This is a genomic window from Paraferrimonas sedimenticola (assembly GCF_002282855.1).
Lineage (GTDB): Bacteria > Pseudomonadota > Gammaproteobacteria > Enterobacterales > Shewanellaceae > Paraferrimonas > Paraferrimonas sedimenticola.
In genome coordinates, this window is sequence record NZ_NRIR01000003.1 from 22,247 (window position 1) to 36,822 (window position 14,576).

The 14,576-nt window shown below is 50.6% G+C and carries 16 protein-coding genes; 14 read left to right on the forward strand and 2 right to left on the reverse strand.

Annotation, left to right across the window (positions count from 1 at the left end):
- Positions 1 to 7: 7 nt before the first annotated feature.
- Complete coding sequence (hisG, locus tag CLC93_RS05975) at positions 8 to 907, reverse strand: ATP phosphoribosyltransferase (RefSeq protein WP_095505059.1); 900 nt, start codon at positions 905 to 907, stop codon at positions 8 to 10.
- Positions 908 to 1,280: 373 nt separating this feature from the next.
- Here hisG and CLC93_RS05980 point away from each other — a divergent pair, with 373 nt between their 5' ends.
- The 11 genes from CLC93_RS05980 (at position 1,281) to CLC93_RS06030 (ending at position 11,922) form a co-directional block, all read left to right on the forward strand.
- Positions 1,281 to 3,164 (forward strand): ATP-dependent DNA helicase, encoded by a 1,884-nt coding sequence (locus CLC93_RS05980; protein WP_169902848.1) that lies wholly within the window; start codon positions 1,281 to 1,283, stop codon positions 3,162 to 3,164.
- Positions 3,161 to 3,850, forward strand: coding sequence for a tRNA (adenosine(37)-N6)-threonylcarbamoyltransferase complex dimerization subunit type 1 TsaB (gene tsaB / locus CLC93_RS05985; protein WP_095505061.1), 690 nt, complete (start codon positions 3,161 to 3,163; stop codon positions 3,848 to 3,850). Before CLC93_RS05980 ends, tsaB begins: the two co-directional genes overlap by 4 nt.
- Before the next feature lie 3 nt (positions 3,851 to 3,853).
- Complete coding sequence (locus CLC93_RS05990) at positions 3,854 to 4,138, forward strand: hypothetical protein (protein WP_095505062.1); 285 nt, start codon at positions 3,854 to 3,856, stop codon at positions 4,136 to 4,138.
- Positions 4,131 to 4,781 (forward strand): M50 family metallopeptidase, encoded by a 651-nt coding sequence (locus tag CLC93_RS05995; protein WP_095505063.1) that lies wholly within the window; start codon positions 4,131 to 4,133, stop codon positions 4,779 to 4,781. The genes CLC93_RS05990 and CLC93_RS05995 overlap by 8 nt, the downstream gene beginning before the upstream one ends.
- 14 nt (positions 4,782 to 4,795) lie before the next feature.
- On the forward strand, positions 4,796 to 5,647 hold the full coding sequence (locus CLC93_RS06000) for an alpha/beta fold hydrolase (RefSeq protein WP_095505064.1): 852 nt from the start codon (positions 4,796 to 4,798) through the stop codon (positions 5,645 to 5,647).
- Positions 5,648 to 5,752: 105 nt separating this feature from the next.
- Positions 5,753 to 7,417, forward strand: a complete 1,665-nt coding sequence (gene fadD, locus CLC93_RS06005; RefSeq protein ID WP_095505065.1) for a long-chain-fatty-acid--CoA ligase FadD — start codon at positions 5,753 to 5,755, stop codon at positions 7,415 to 7,417.
- A 54-nt stretch (positions 7,418 to 7,471) separates the two neighbouring features.
- Positions 7,472 to 8,587, forward strand: coding sequence for a ribonuclease D (gene rnd / locus CLC93_RS06010; protein WP_095505437.1), 1,116 nt, complete (start codon positions 7,472 to 7,474; stop codon positions 8,585 to 8,587).
- 63 nt (positions 8,588 to 8,650) lie between these two features.
- A complete protein-coding gene (locus tag CLC93_RS06015; RefSeq protein WP_095505066.1) occupies positions 8,651 to 8,941 on the forward strand; it encodes a YcgL domain-containing protein in 291 nt (96 codons plus the stop codon).
- A gap of 24 nt (positions 8,942 to 8,965) precedes the next feature.
- Complete coding sequence (locus CLC93_RS06020; RefSeq protein WP_095505067.1) at positions 8,966 to 9,937, forward strand: lytic murein transglycosylase; 972 nt, start codon at positions 8,966 to 8,968, stop codon at positions 9,935 to 9,937.
- Between the two features lie 15 nt (positions 9,938 to 9,952).
- On the forward strand, positions 9,953 to 10,405 hold the full coding sequence (locus tag CLC93_RS06025; protein ID WP_095505068.1) for a YcgN family cysteine cluster protein: 453 nt from the start codon (positions 9,953 to 9,955) through the stop codon (positions 10,403 to 10,405).
- Between the two features lie 299 nt (positions 10,406 to 10,704).
- Positions 10,705 to 11,922 (forward strand): dicarboxylate/amino acid:cation symporter, encoded by a 1,218-nt coding sequence (locus CLC93_RS06030; RefSeq protein WP_095505069.1) that lies wholly within the window; start codon positions 10,705 to 10,707, stop codon positions 11,920 to 11,922.
- Positions 11,923 to 11,997: 75 nt separating this feature from the next.
- Here CLC93_RS06030 and CLC93_RS06035 read toward each other — a convergent pair whose 3' ends face one another.
- Positions 11,998 to 12,591 carry a Maf family protein gene (locus CLC93_RS06035; protein WP_095505070.1) on the reverse strand — a complete coding sequence of 198 codons (594 nt, stop codon included), beginning with the start codon at positions 12,589 to 12,591 and terminating at the stop codon, positions 11,998 to 12,000.
- A 226-nt stretch (positions 12,592 to 12,817) separates the two neighbouring features.
- Here CLC93_RS06035 and yceD point away from each other — a divergent pair, with 226 nt between their 5' ends.
- Genes yceD through plsX form a run of 3 tightly spaced genes read left to right on the forward strand, consistent with a single transcriptional unit; the run spans position 12,818 to position 14,572 of the window.
- Positions 12,818 to 13,342: a 23S rRNA accumulation protein YceD gene (gene yceD, locus CLC93_RS06040; RefSeq protein ID WP_095505071.1), complete on the forward strand. Its 525-nt coding sequence runs from the start codon at positions 12,818 to 12,820 to the stop codon at positions 13,340 to 13,342.
- 16 nt (positions 13,343 to 13,358) lie between these two features.
- Entirely contained in the window at positions 13,359 to 13,529 is a 171-nt protein-coding gene (gene rpmF / locus CLC93_RS06045; protein WP_095505072.1) for a 50S ribosomal protein L32, read from the forward strand.
- Between the two features lie 11 nt (positions 13,530 to 13,540).
- Entirely contained in the window at positions 13,541 to 14,572 is a 1,032-nt protein-coding gene (gene plsX / locus CLC93_RS06050) for a phosphate acyltransferase PlsX (protein WP_095505073.1), read from the forward strand.
- Positions 14,573 to 14,576 lie beyond the last annotated feature (4 nt).

Here is a 14,576-nt window from a genome sequence, read left to right on the forward strand (position 1 = left end):
ACGCCTCCTAACCCAGCATCTTCTCGATTGGCATCACCAATACCGAGCTGGCACCCAAGGCGCGCAACTCTTCCATGGTGTCCCAGAACAAGTCCTCTGAACTTACAGCGTGGATAGCCACTTTGGTCGGGTCTTCGGCTAATGGCAACAAGGTTGGGTTTTCGGCACCAGGTAACAGCTCAATGATGGCGTCGAGTTGATCTTTAGGGGCGTGTAGCATGATGTACTTACTTTCGCGGGCTTTAATTACACCGTTAATTCGCGACATCAGCTTGTCGATAAGGGCTTGTTTTTCATCTGCTTGCTCGCCCGGGCTTTGCAAAAGGGCGGCTTGGCTTGTGAAGATCACTTGAGTCTCGTATAAGCCATTCGCTTCAAGGGTGGCGCCGGTGGATACCAAATCACAAATGGCGTCGGCAAGACCTGCGCGCGGGGCGACTTCTACCGAGCCTTTAAGCAAACACTCGTCGTAGCTGACGCCTTGATTGGCCATGTAACGCTTGAGCAGGTAGGGGTAGGTGGTGGCGATGCGCTTGCCTTGTAGTGAGTCCAGATTTTGAAACTCCATCTCTTCAGGCACGGCAATCGACAGCTTGCACTTACCAAAATCCAGCTGCTTGAGCTTTTGGTATCCGCTGGCTTTATCGGCGGCTTGGCGCTCAAGCTCGACTTCTTCCAATACGTTCTCACCTACGATACCTAGGTCGACGACCTGATCCATCACCAAGCCTGGAATGTCATCATCACGCACTTGCAGTAAATCGACAGGTAGGTTTTCTACGTGGGTAATTAAACGGCGCTCGTTGAGATTGAATTTAAGCCCACAGCGCTTGAGCAAGGTTTGCGATTCGCGGCTTAAACGGCCGGATTTCTGAATGGCGACTCTAAGTCTTTGTTGGTTTGCCATGTTGTTTTACTTCCTGATTCAAATACAAAAAAACCCTTGGAGTTCCTTCCAAGGGTTTTTTAGTTGAACCATCGAAAGGATACTGCCTTTCGATCGCTGAGCGTCGAAGGCTAACGAGTACCTAGATGATGATGGTGCGCGTTGGTGACGAACATGCGATGGTTCCTAATGAGTCGATTTATATTAACCCTAATTGGCTAAACGCCTGCTTGCAAGCCCTAATCGCAACAATTTAAAAAGCTTCAGAAAAATGCGACAGCACTCAGCGCTTGTGTATACAAGCTCCGGAGCAGACTGGGCCTAGTTCCGTGCTACTATGGCGCAAGATTTCGCTCAATGAGAACGAGCCAAGGGTTTGGGTAAAGAAGCTAGATTGTTAGAACTTGAAGGTATCTTCGGTGATAGTGGGGCGATATCTAAGGTATTGCCGCGCTATTGGCCGAGAGAAAGCCAGTTGGCGTGCGCTCAGCAAATTGCTCAGTGGTTTGCAGATAATCGTGGAGGCTTGATTGAAGCCCCAACCGGCTGTGGTAAGTCCTTGGCGTATTTGATCGCGGGTTTGAGCTGCAACGAACGCTTGTTAGTGGTCACCGCCACTAAAGCACTGCAGCAACAACTGCTCAATCAAGATATTCCTATCGCATCTCAAGCACTGCAACGGCCCATCAGTGCCGTGGCGTTGAAGGGGCGGCGAAATTACCTGTGCCCGCAAGCGCTAGTGCGCGCCCAATCCACCCCGCAGGCATTTAGCGAGTCATCGCAGCAAGTCTTGTGGCAACTCGACCATTGGTATTTTCAAAACTATCGAGATAACTGGGGCGATCTCGAGTTATTTCGAGCGGCTAATATTCCCACAGAGCTACGCCGCAGTGTCACCACAAGTCACCAAGCGTGTACCGGCGCTAAGTGTCCCAAGTTTAGCGAGTGTGGTTACCAAAGATTGCAAGAGTCCGCCGATAGTGCCGATGTGTTGGTGGTCAACCAGCATTGGCTACTGAGCTTGTTTGCGGCCAATCCAAAAGCCATAGCGGAGTCTGGGTTATCAGAGCGTGCGGTTATTCTCGATGAAGCTCATCGCTTGCCAAGTTTGGGCTGGCAACTTTTGAGTCAGCAGAGTTATCTAGGTTGGGTAAGTTATTGGCCGGACTGGCTGACAGAGCTGGTGGACATCAATCAGGTGGGCTTAAACGAGCAATACCAAGCCTTGCAGCAATTGGCCACTACACTGGTCGAGCAACAGCCTCAAATTCAAGAGTCGCCACTGGATTGGCTTAATCGCGCAACCGGCTGGTTTGGTCAATTGATGGCGGTGAACCGCGCCTGGCCTGAGTTACTCACCGCTTGGCCTGAGCTTGAGCCTCTGGCACAGCAAACCCATATGACCCAGCTGACGCTAGAGTGCGCCATGTCACCCGAACAAGTGATCACGGTGCAAGTCAGCTCTGACGGCGCTTGGCCTTTGTATCGCTTGGTAGATAGCACGCCGAAGGTTCGCTGGCAGCAACTCTGGCAAGCACTGTCTGACGCCAAGGTGTTAATTTCTGCCAGTCTCGCGGCTGGGGAAGATTTTGGGCCGATTAAAACTGCATTATCGCTTGAAGAGCTTCCCAGCCAACAACTCGCGCTCAGCTTTAACTACCAGGAGCAGGCCTTGTTATTGTATGAGTCTAGTGCCCCTGATATCAGCGATACTCGTCGAGTGGGGTATTTAACCGAGTTAATCGAGTCGCTGGCCTGCGCTGCACAAGGGCGAACTCTGGCTCTATTCACCAGCTTAGACGCCATGAAGCAAGTGGCCACTGCTCTGCATAACTCGGGTCTGAATGTGCTAGTACAAGGGCAGTTCCCGCCTCAGCAACTGCTGCAGCGCTTTCGACTCTTGGGCAACTGCGTATTGCTGGCCAGTCGCACCTTTTGGCAGGGCATAGATTTAGACCCGGGCAATCTGCGTTGCACCCTTATCGACAAACTGCCGTTTTTACCGCCCGATGCACCGGAATTAAGTGGGTTGCAAGCCAGCCTCGGTTTGCCAGATTCGCAAGTATTTGAACAAATTGCATTGCCCTTGGCCTGTTGGGAGCTCAAACAAGGGGCGGGTCGGTTGATTAGGCGTGAAAAGCAACGTGGCTTACTGGTAATATGCGATCCACGGATCCACAATCGGGATTACGGCCAAAAACTGTTGACCAGTTTGCCGCCCATGCCACGCACTCAAAACAGAGACCAAGCGTTTGCTTTTTTAAGAGAGTTACAATGACCCAAACCTATCTGGCCATCGATACCTGCACCGAGTTGTGCTCTGTGGCGCTTTGGCAAAATGGCAAAATCGATCATCTTGCAGAGCAGGCACCGCGTAGCCACAGTCAACGACTTCTGCCTATGGTGCAAGACTTGCTGCAGCGCAATCAATTGACCTTAGCTGACATTGACGGATTGGTTTATGGACGTGGGCCGGGCAGTTTTACTGGCATTCGCATCTGTACTTCCATGGCGCAGGGCTTGTCGTTGGGCGCCGATTTGGCAACCCAAGGGGTGTCGACGCTAGCCGCGATGGCGCTCGAAGCCATGCGTGCTGCCAATACTCAACAAGCCTTGTGTGCAATTGATGCTCGAATGGGCGAGGTATATTGGGGGCACTATCAGCTAGTAGACGGCCGCGCTGTATTAGTTGGCGAAGAGCAAGTCATCTCGCCTGCGCAATTGGCCGAGCAGCAAGTCTCATTTGAAGGCTCTGCAGTGGCAGTGGGCACAGGCTTCGACGCTTATCCAGAGCTTTTGTCCTTGAGCCAAGGATTGTCTCTAAGCGACACAGTTAAGTATCCAAACGCCGCTGCTATGGTGGAGATCGCCGCACAGCAAGACCAGTGGAGCGATGTTGAGTCGATTGAACCTGTGTATTTGCGCAATCAAGTGACTTGGAAAAAGTTGCCGGGACGTGAGTAACCCATGAATTTGACGCCGCTAACTCACCCCATTGTCAGCCAGCAAGGCACTAGTTCAAGTGCTAACGCGGGAAAGGGTGAGGTTGCGGCGCAATATCACCAAACCTCATCACAGCTTACTTCACCGCCGGCGAACTTACCGAGCCTCAGTACTGCCAAGAAAGCCAAGCTAGAATACGACGCTATCGCACCTCAGCAACTAAAAGCGCTGGCGCAATACCAAACCACTCAACACTTTGCCGAGCGCGATGCCCTGACGCAGCTGCTCGGGGTGGATATATATGTCTAAGCAGTTGAGTTTTTTCGGACTTTTAATAACTGCTGCCATCCTCTCAGAATTGCCGATTATCGGCATTCCCTTTAATTGGTTAGAAACCTTTTTCCATGAAGCCTCGCACGCGCTAGCCACAGTTGCCACTGGCGGCTCAGTGCAATCGATGCAGCTCGAACCCAATGGCGCAGGCTTAGTGATGAGCTTGGGCGGTTGGAAGCCGGTGATTGCCTTTAGCGGTTATGCCGGTGCCGCTTTGTGGGGCAGTGCCATTCTTATCGTTGCCGCGTCGCCTCGAATGGCCAAACCGATTTGTGCGGTGGTTTTATTGCTGTTGCTCACAAGTTTGGTATTTTGGAGCAGAGATCTGCTGACCCTGTTGATTGTTTTAGGTTTAATGCTGCTGTTTTGCTTGCCTTTGCGCTGGCAAAGTCACCAAACCTTGGGCTTGATATTGCAGTTGGTCGGCATGACAGTGCTTCTTAACGCATTAAAAAGTCCGTGGGTGTTGTTGCTACCGGGCACCCAAGGAGACGCCCATTTATTGGCGCAACTCACTCTAATACCCGCGTTTGTTTGGGTGATAATCTGGTTTGGATTGGCCTTGTGGTGCCTGTACAGAAGTTGGTTGCGCCTTACTAAAGTCAGACGCACCACTTGAGCGAAGGAGAGCGAATGAGCGAATCATGGAGTTTCGAGCGAGGACCAACCCGACTCAAAGCGCAAGCGTGGGGCGACTCAAACAAACCCTTATTGCTGTGTTTGCACGGCTGGCTGGATAATTCGGAAACTTTTGCGCCCTTGGCACAACACTTAGCCAATGACTATTATCTGCTGTGTCCAGACTGGCCGGGACACGGGCACTCGGACCACAGACCGGGGCAATACCCCTATCAGTGGGCTGACTACCTGCTAGATTTGGCCTGCTTGCTCGAACAGTTACCCAAAGCCCCTGTGGCAATTGTGGGACACTCGCTGGGTGGCATTATCGCTGCAGCTTATCTCGCTATTGAGCCACAGGCGGTTGAGCGCTTAGTGCTAATTGAGAGTTTTGGACCGGTTACTGGCGATGAGTCGGCGATGCGCGAGCAGTTGCTAAACAGTGTTCGCCAACATCAGAGTTTTATCGGCAAATCGCCGAGTCTCAAACCGGTGGACCTAGATAGAGTGATAGCAGCTCGTGCCAAAGTGTCAGCGCTAACGCCGGAGCAAGCGGCACCGCTGGTTAAACGCAATCTTGAGCAGCGTGAACAGCGCTGGTACTGGCGCAGCGACCCTCGGCTTAAAGGCGCATCACCAATTAAGATGAGCCAAAGCCAAGCGCAGCAGTTAATGGCACCCTTAGATACGCCAACCTTACTGATTCAAGGGGCGGACAGCGAACACAAATCTTGGCGCTATGCCCTTGAGCGTCAGAGCTGGCTAAGACAGCTAACCAAAGGGCAAGTGGCTGGTGGACATCACTGTCATATGCAGTCTGGTGAAGCGGTTGCTCAAGCTATCATCGAGTGGCTTGAGAATCGCTAGAACTTTTACTCTAACTGTGTGATATTGGTCACACTAGGCGGCTGCCAACTAGCGTCAACATAATCTCAAAAAACAATACGAATAAATGAGTTGAAGGAGAATCTGGTGGAAAAACCATGGATCAATAGCTACCCCGAAGGGACTTCGGCCGAATTAAGCAGCAGCGACAACGAAACACTGATTGATGTGTTTGAGACGGCAGTTGGGCGTTTCACTGATAACCCGGCCTACGACAACATGGGGGCAACTCTGACCTTCCGCGGTCTTGAAGAGCAAAGCCGAGCGTTCGCCGCCTATTTGCAAAACGACCTCAAGCTGCAAAAGGGTGATCGCGTTGCTTTGATGATGCCTAACCTACTGCAATACCCCATTGCACTGTTTGGTGTACTGCGCGCGGGTATGGTTGTCGTTAACGTTAATCCTCTGTACACCCCTCGCGAATTGAAGCATCAGTTGGTGGATGCCGATGTCAGCGCTTTAGTCGTGGTATCCAACTTTGGTGGCACGGTTGAGAAGGTCATCAAGGAAACTCCAGTTAAGCACGTTCTGATTACATCTTTGGGTGACCAACTGGGTGCGGCTAAAGGCACTTTAGTTAACTTCGTAGTCAAGTACGTCAAAAAGATGGTGCCTAAGTACAATATTGCTGGTGCTAAATCGTTCAAAAACGCGCTTAAAAAAGGTCGCCGCTTACAGTACGTTAAGCCGAAAATCGACCAAGACGATTTGGCCTTCTTGCAATACACAGGTGGTACTACAGGCGTATCCAAAGGTGCCATGCTGACTCACAAAAACGTGGTGAGCAACCTCAACCAAGTAGATCAGTACTACCATGACCTGTTGATCGACAATGAGGAAATGGTGATTACGGCGCTGCCGCTCTATCACATCTTTGCACTGGTAGTGAACGGACTGCTGTTCTTGAAAAAGGGCGGTCACAATATTCTTATCACTAACCCAAGAGACATTCCGGCGTTTGTGGCGGACCTGCAAAAGTATCCATTTACTTGCATTACCGGTGTGAACACCCTGTTCAACGCGCTGCTGCTCAACGAAGATTTTGCCAAGCTCGACTTTAGCAAAGTAAAAATGTCGCTAGGCGGTGGTATGGCGGTTCAAGCAGCGGTTGCCGAGAAATGGCAGAAGATCACCAACTGTCGTTTGCTCGAAGGTTATGGCTTGACCGAAAGCTCGCCTGTACTGACAGCGGCCCCTTGGAATCTACCGGCTTACAATGGCTCGATTGGCTTGCCTATTCCAGGTACTGAGATTCGCATCGTTGACGATAATGGTCAGCCGTTGTCAATCGGCGAGACAGGCGAAATCCAGGGGCGTGGTCCACAGGTGATGAAAGGCTATTGGAAGCGACCTGAAGCCACCGCTGAAACCGTTGACCAGGATGGCTGGTTGTCTACCGGAGACGTGGGTTACATGGACGAAACCGGCTACACCTTTATTGTGGATCGCAAAAAAGACATGATTTTGGTGTCGGGCTTTAACGTTTTCCCGAACGAAGTGGAAAACGTAGCTGTGACCCATCCAGATATCATTGAAGCTGCGGCGATCGGCGTGCCTCATCCGGTATCTGGCGAAGAGGTTAAGCTGGTGGTTGTGTCGTCAGATCCTAAGCTGGATGCGCAGGGGGTAATTGCTCATTGCCGCAAAAGCCTGACTGGCTATAAGGTTCCAAAGCACGTAGAATTTCGCGACGAGTTGCCCAAGACCAATGTGGGCAAGATTCTAAGGCGCATGCTGCGCGAAGACAGTTAGTCGAGAAGATGCAGCTGGCCTAGGCCAGCTGCATTGTTTTAGGGAGATGTGTTTTTGTCCAATTACCAAGTGATCACTGAGCAACCCGCGCTAGACGCGTTAATTGCTAGCTATCAGGATGCCCCAGTGTTGACGCTCGATACCGAGTTTGTGCGCACACGTACGTACTACGCCGAATTCGGTTTGATTCAGGTTTACGACGGAAAACAATTAGCGCTTATCGACCCTAGAGTTGGCCTAGACTTGTCGGGATTTTGGGCGCTGCTGACCAACCCCAATATCATCAAAGTTCTGCACAGTTGTAGCGAAGATCTAGACGTTTTCGCTTGTTACGGCAAGTGCATTCCTGAACCTCTGTTCGACACTCAAATCGCTAGCGCCTTGTTGGGTCATGGCGCAGCGCTAGGCTACGCCAAGTTAGTCGAGCAGCACTTGGGCATTGTGATTGATAAGGGTGAATCTCGCACTGATTGGACCCAACGTCCGTTGTCGCAAGCACAGCTGGATTACGCGGCCAACGACGTGCTGTATTTGCATCAAATTTATCCCACCTTGGCCAGAGAAATCGAAGAAAAAGGACGTCAGGGCTGGCTTCGTCAAGAGTGTCAGCGGTTGGCCAGTGGCCGTTTGGTAACTCCAAACCCAGAAGCGGCTTATCGCAAGGTCAAAGGGGCTGCCAAACTTAACCCTCATCAATTGGCGGTGTTGCGCGAGTTAGCTAGCTGGCGCATGAATCAAGCGCTGAAGCGCAACTCGGCGTTAGGGTTTGTGGTTAAAGACGCGGGTTTGATGGAGTTGGCAATCACCCAACCCAAATCGCTAAATCAGTTAAACCAGTTAACTGTGCTTGGCGATCACGAAAAGCGTCGTCATGGCAAAGCGTTATTGCGCTGCATTGAAGAAACAGATTTTGACGATTTACCTGAAGCGTTCGAGCAAGTGGCATTGGCTCCTGGCTACAAAAGTGTGTTAAAACGCCTGAAAAACTGCAGCACAGAAATCGCCGAAGAAAAAGTGGTGGCCATTGAAACCTTGGCGCCTAAGCGTTTGTTACACCAATACTTGGTATGGCGACACCAGGGCCAAACCGGTGAGCTGCCCATGGTGTTGACTGGATGGCGAGGCGAACTACTCGCCGAGCCGATTGAAGCCCTGAAACTGAATTTTTAGCCTGCTCGCCTGTGCGATGGTATAGTAGCGCGTTTTTAAAATAGCCCCAGTAGGAAAGCTAACATGAAGCTGTGTGCGGTATACAAAAGCTCCCGTAAAGCCGATACCTATTTATACATGAAGACCAAAGACGATTTTTCTTGTCTGCCCGATGAATTGCGCAAACTCTTTGGCACTCCGTTATTCGTGATGATGTTGCCGATTCAAAAGCTGGACAAGTTGGCGATTGCCGATATTGAAAAGGTGCGGGATGACCTGCTAGAAAAAGGCTTTTATTTGCAACTGCCGCCGCCGCAAGATAATTTGTTAAAGCAACACTTACAACAACAGCGAGCCGAGAACGGCGACCAGTAACTGACTCGGCAAACAGGGATAGGTATGCGTTATATATTGCTCTTGTTGTGCGTATGCTCTGCCAGCGCACTAGCGAATCTTCAATCCACCTCTATGTCGCACTCTGACTACCTCAAGCAGGTTCGAGTGCAAGCGCAAGCGGCTGGTATTGGTAGCAAAGGTCAGCAAGCGTTATCGCAAGTCAAACGCTTTCGAAGCGTCTCAGTTAACCAAGCGGCAGAAGAGGTGAGCTCACCGGAAAGCTTGGACCAGTATTTAGCGCTTGAAGTGGACTTCAATAAAGTCACTCGTGCCAGAGATTACTTTAATCGCCGTGAAGCCCTATTTCACCGAATTCAACAAGCCTATTCTGTACCTGGGCGTTTCTTGGTCGCCCGTTGGGCGCTTGAAACCGACTTTGGTCAAGGGCAGGGGGACTTTCCTGCGTTGTCCGTGTTAGTCGCCAAGGGTGCTGAAGAGCCGCAAAATGAGTTTTGGTCAAAGCAGATTCTGGCAGCGTTGGCGCTGATTGATCAGGGCAAAGTGCCGCTGGAGCGCTTGCGCTCAAATCGCCATGGTCAGATGGGACCTTTGTTAATGAGCCCTGAGCAGTTGCTCAACTATGGTGTGGATTTTGACGAAGACGGTAAGCTGGACGTTTGGAACAGCGAAGCCGATGCTTATGCCACTTTAGCTAATGAACTCAAACAGCAGGGCTGGCAAGCGGATCGCACCTGGGGACGTCAGGTCACACTAACTGCACCGGTTGAGCCACAGCATTTCAATTTGGGTTTACTACAATCCATGACAGAGTGGCAGCAAGCCGGCGTGCGTCGCTGGGACGGTAGGGATCTTCCTAAAGTCGACGATTTGAGTGCCGGACTTCTGGTGCCCGATGGGGTTGAAGGGCGCATTTATTTGGCCTACCCAAACTATCGATTACTAATGCGCTCGGATAGCAGCCATTATCAGACATTAAGCATTGGATACTTAGCGGATCGAATTAAGTTCCAGTGATAGCTTGAGAGTGACATGAAGCGAGACCCAATCGACGCCTTCTGGCGTCGTAAAACTTTACAGGAACTGACTCCGCAAGAGTGGGAGTCCCTGTGTGACGGCTGCGGCAAGTGTTGTTTAAACAAGGTCATCGACGATGATACCGATGACCTGTATTACACCGAGGTGCGCTGCAAGCTGCTCGACAACAAAACCTGTCAGTGTAAGCAATACCAAAACCGCTTCGACTATGTTCCCGATTGCGTCACCATTACTCCGGAGAATGTGGCGGAGCTAGATTGGTTACCCAACACCTGCGCTTATCGACGCTTGTACTTTGGTGAAGACCTACCGAATTGGCATTACTTGATTGCCGGTGATAAGCGCAAGATGCACAAAAAGCAAAAATCTGTGCAAGGTAAAACCGTTTGCGAGACTGGAGTAAAAGAGCTTCAGGACCACATAGTGATTTGGCCTTTAATGGATTGAGTGACTGCGCGACTTCACATAAAACCGAGTTTTAAGAACTCGGTTTTTTTGGCTAAATTTTAGATTCGTTAACAAGCTTGTGAGAATAGGTTGAGAGCAGGTTAGTTCGGTATATGGTTTAGCGTTAACTGAAACAAATGTGGTTAAAACCCGAAAGAATTCGAACGGGCTATATGGAATATTAGTTCCTAATGATAAAAGAATCCTCTACCGAATTGGTAAGCGTAACACTGGCGCAGACTGGTGTACCCAATTTGGCAATCACAAATACAGCCGCAATAAGATAGCAGGGGATCTTAATGAAAATTTTTAAAAACCTAGGGGTTTTAGTACTGGTCGGGATGGTGCTGGGTGCCATTACCGGAACCATCTTTGGCGATAAAGTAGAAATCATTGCGCCATTGGGCTCAATCTTCATGTCGCTACTGATTCTAATGGTTATTCCATTGGTTTTGTTCTCAGTGGTATCTGGTACTTCTAGTCTAGGTAATGGTAAAGCGGCGCAGCGCATCGGTGCTCGTACTTTGGGCTTTGTGGCCTGTGCGACGCTATTGGCTGCCTCTATGGGCGCTTTCTTCGGCAACATCACTGGCGTTGGCACAGGTATTGACGCATCGGTGTTGACCGACAACGTTGAGCCAGTAGCGGCACCGGGTATCTGGGAGATGGTCCAGGGCTTCGTACCAAACAACATCATGGATGCCATGTCTTCGGGCAACATTATTCACGTACTTATCTTTGGCGTGTTCTTTGGTCTGGGCATCAATGCACTTCCACGTGAAAAAACCGAATCACTGCGTTCTACCGTAGACGCGGGTCGCGACGTGATGATTTGGATGATCCAAAAGGTTATGCTGTTATCGCCAATCGGTGTATTTGCTTTGATTGCTGATGCTGTAGGCAGCCACGGTTTGGGTTTGATGACTGAGCTGTTGAGCTTCGTAGGTGTTCTGGCTTTGGTTCCACTGACGTTTGTATTCGTGGTTTACCCGCTAGTTATCAAGTACGGCACTAACTTCACTGTTGCTCAGTACTTCCGCGCCGTTCGCCAGCCAGCACTGTTCGCTTTCTCTACCTGTAGTTCTGCGGCCACTTTGCCAATTACTATGGAAAACGTGAAGAAGATGGGCGTTAAGCCTTCGGTATTGGGCTTCACTGTACCCCTAGGTTGTACCATCAACATGGCCGGTACCGCTGCTCTGTTCTCGCTAAGTGCGGTATTCAGTGCCAACATCTTCGGTATCGACTTGGGTGCAGCTGAGTACATTGCAATTATCCTGACCACTTTGTTGGCGGCCATGGGTGTTGCCGGTGTTCCAGGCGCGGCACTGCTGACCATTCCTGTGATGATGGCTGCCGGTATTCCACTGGCTGCGATTCCTCTGCTTCTGGCCATCGACCGTTTGAATGACATGCTGTGTACTGGCCTGAACGTATCAGGTGACGTTTGTATCGCAGCCTTTGCTGACAAAGAAGAAGAGGTCAACGTACCCGCAGGTGCTGCTCAGCCAGCCTAACCCTTAGGATTATCCCAATAAAAAAAGCCAAGGTGATTGACTCTCCTTGGCTTTTTTGTGATTTGGACTTAGAGACTAGGCGAGGGACTCAAGTACATCCCAGCCCTCGTTGGCCAACAGCTCAACTAAGCTAATGGTCGGCAGACCGATAAGGGTATTGGGGTCACGCCCGTTTAAGCGCTCAAACAAAGCGATACCCAGGCCTTCGCTTTTAAAGCTACCGGCGCATTGATAAGGCTGCTCTGTTTTTAAATAGCCCTCAATTTGAGCCTCTGACAGTTCTTTAAAGCGAACCTCAAAGGGCTCTACCAAGCTTTGGTAGGTGTCGTTAGCACTGTTATACAGACATAGACCTGTGTAAAAGGTGACAACCTTGCCACTGGCGTTTTTAAGCTGAGTAACCGCGTTTTGGTGGTCGCCAGGCTTACCCAGAATCTGCTCTTGGTTTAAGGCCACCTGATCGCTGCCAATAATTAAGGCATCAGGATATTCTTGAGCAACCGCACGAGCCTTGGCGATAGCCAAACGCTCAACCAGCTCAATAGCGGTTTCGCCCGCAAGCGGGGATTCGTCCACTTGCGGCTTAGCGGTTTCAAAGGGGAGAGACAACTTGTCGAGAATGGCTTTTCGAAAAACCGAAGTTGAAGCTAAAATGAGTCTCTTAGACATGGTGATTTCGCATTTGTCATGACGCACCCATTGGTGCGAAGATAAGAAGAGTTGGCCTAGCTTACTGTGGCGCTAAACCACTATCAAGGCCAGAAAAAAGCCAGTTGTCACCTCTAGCGTTAAAATGCCCACACTTATAGGGCTAAAGCGGCGTTGGATCCCTTGACAATGGCCCTAGGCTCGGTAGAATGCGCCACCTGTGCGGATTGTTTGAGAATGCGCGCCTATGCAACAAATTAAGATACCGGTAAGTTTAGACCCGGTTCGTGCTGCTAATAAGCGATTAGATTATCAGGGAGTTATCCCAGGTGGTCAGATGAAGCGGCTGAACGGGGCTAGCGCCGGCGACTGTTCCGAAGTGACGGTGTCACTGACGTGCGGTGTTGATATCCAAGGGATAGTCTACCTGAAAGGGAAGGCTGTGACGGAGCTCACTTTGGAATGCCAACGCTGTATGACGCCATTTAACACAGAGGTAATGGTCGACTTTTGTTTCACGCCTGTAAAGGATGGAGCAGAAATCGATGAGCTCCCGGATATGTATGATCCAATTGAAGTGAATGACTATGGTGAAGTTCACTTACATCAGTTAATCGAAGATGAGCTGATTGTCGCCATGCCAATCATTGCTACCCACCAAGAAGGTGAGTGCAATACTGGCAGCCAAGATCTTACCGTAGGCAAGATCGAAGAGGTGCAAGAGGAACGTCCAAATCCGTTTGCCGTGTTAGAAAAGCTGAAGAGCAAGTAATCAGGAGATTAGGTCGATGGCCGTACAACAGAATCGTAAAACCCGTTCAAAGCGTGGCATGCGTCGCTCTCACGATGCGTTGACTACCACTCAACTGTCAACCGACAGCCAAACCGGTGAGAAGCACCTGCGTCACCACGTGACTGCAGACGGTTTCTACCGTGGTCAAAAGGTTATCAACAAGTAAGTTGACCCTGGATGACTGATCTGACGCTTGCGTTAGATAGCATGGGGGGCGATCATGGCCCCCAAGTGATAGTGCCTGCCGTCGTGCAGGCACTCGCGCTTTACCCTCAACTAAACATTCTTTTAGTTGGCGATGAGTCGCTGCTCGGTGACTTACTGCGTCGTCATCAGGCGCAACAACACCCTAGACTTCAAATCGTACACGCCGCTCAAGTGGTGGGTATGGACGAGCGTCCGCTTTCGGCACTGCGCAACAAAAAACAATCATCAATGCGTATTGCGCTCGAACTGGTGGCCGACGGTACCGCCGATGCTTGTGTCAGTTCGGGTAATACCGGCGCGCTGATGAGCATGGCCAAGGTGTTAATTAAGACCCTGCCAGGGGTTGACCGCCCAGCCTTGATTACCGGACTGCCAACCCATAGTGGTGGCACCACCTATTTGCTGGATTTGGGCGCCAACATTTCGTGTGATTCCGAAACCCTGTTTCAATTTGCTGTGATGGGTTCGGCGATTGCCGAGTCGGTCAATGGTATCCAGAATCCAAAAATTGCGCTGCTGAACGTCGGTACCGAAGAAATCAAAGGTAACGACCAAGTTCAACAAGCGGCGCAACTCATCAAAGAAACCCCGCAACTGAATTACGCTGGTTTTATCGAAGGCGATCGCTTGTATCGCGGTGACGTCGATGTCATCGTCTGCGATGGCTTTGTTGGCAACATAGCGTTAAAAAGTAGTGAAGGGGTCGCACGTCTGCTGTCACATCACATCCGAGCCAGCATTCAAGGCTCGCCTTGGCGTCGACTTCTTGCGAAGGTATTCGCAAAAAAACTCGATGCCAGTCTCAATCGCCTGAACCCCGACCAGTACAATGGCGCAAGTTTGATAGGATTGCGCAGCATTGTAGTTAAGAGTCACGGTAATGCCGACCAAGCGGCATTTTTGCGTGCGATTCAGCTGGCTAAGGCCGAAGTTGAAGTCGCGCTGCAGCAACAAGTGACAGACCGATTGGAACAAGTATTGTTGGATAAAACCAACCTGTAGATCC

Excerpts from the sequence above, each read along its gene's own strand:
- plsX (WP_095505073.1), top strand. The coding sequence starts at position 13,541 with ATGACTGATCTGACGCTTGCGTTAGATAGCATGGGGGGCGATCATGGC.
- yceD (WP_095505071.1), top strand. The coding sequence starts at position 12,818 with ATGCAACAAATTAAGATACCGGTAAGTTTAGACCCGGTTCGTGCTGCT.
- CLC93_RS06030 (WP_095505069.1), top strand. The coding sequence starts at position 10,705 with ATGAAAATTTTTAAAAACCTAGGGGTTTTAGTACTGGTCGGGATGGTG.
- CLC93_RS06025 (WP_095505068.1), top strand. The coding sequence starts at position 9,953 with ATGAAGCGAGACCCAATCGACGCCTTCTGGCGTCGTAAAACTTTACAG.
- CLC93_RS05995 (WP_095505063.1), top strand. The coding sequence starts at position 4,131 with ATGTCTAAGCAGTTGAGTTTTTTCGGACTTTTAATAACTGCTGCCATC.
- CLC93_RS05990 (WP_095505062.1), top strand. The coding sequence starts at position 3,854 with ATGAATTTGACGCCGCTAACTCACCCCATTGTCAGCCAGCAAGGCACT.
- CLC93_RS06035 (WP_095505070.1), bottom strand. The coding sequence starts at position 12,591 with ATGTCTAAGAGACTCATTTTAGCTTCAACTTCGGTTTTTCGAAAAGCC.
- hisG (WP_095505059.1), bottom strand. The coding sequence starts at position 907 with ATGGCAAACCAACAAAGACTTAGAGTCGCCATTCAGAAATCCGGCCGT.
- CLC93_RS06000 (WP_095505064.1), top strand. The coding sequence starts at position 4,796 with ATGAGCGAATCATGGAGTTTCGAGCGAGGACCAACCCGACTCAAAGCG.
- tsaB (WP_095505061.1), top strand. The coding sequence starts at position 3,161 with ATGACCCAAACCTATCTGGCCATCGATACCTGCACCGAGTTGTGCTCT.
- CLC93_RS06015 (WP_095505066.1), top strand. The coding sequence starts at position 8,651 with ATGAAGCTGTGTGCGGTATACAAAAGCTCCCGTAAAGCCGATACCTAT.
- rpmF (WP_095505072.1), top strand. The coding sequence starts at position 13,359 with ATGGCCGTACAACAGAATCGTAAAACCCGTTCAAAGCGTGGCATGCGT.
- CLC93_RS06020 (WP_095505067.1), top strand. The coding sequence starts at position 8,966 with ATGCGTTATATATTGCTCTTGTTGTGCGTATGCTCTGCCAGCGCACTA.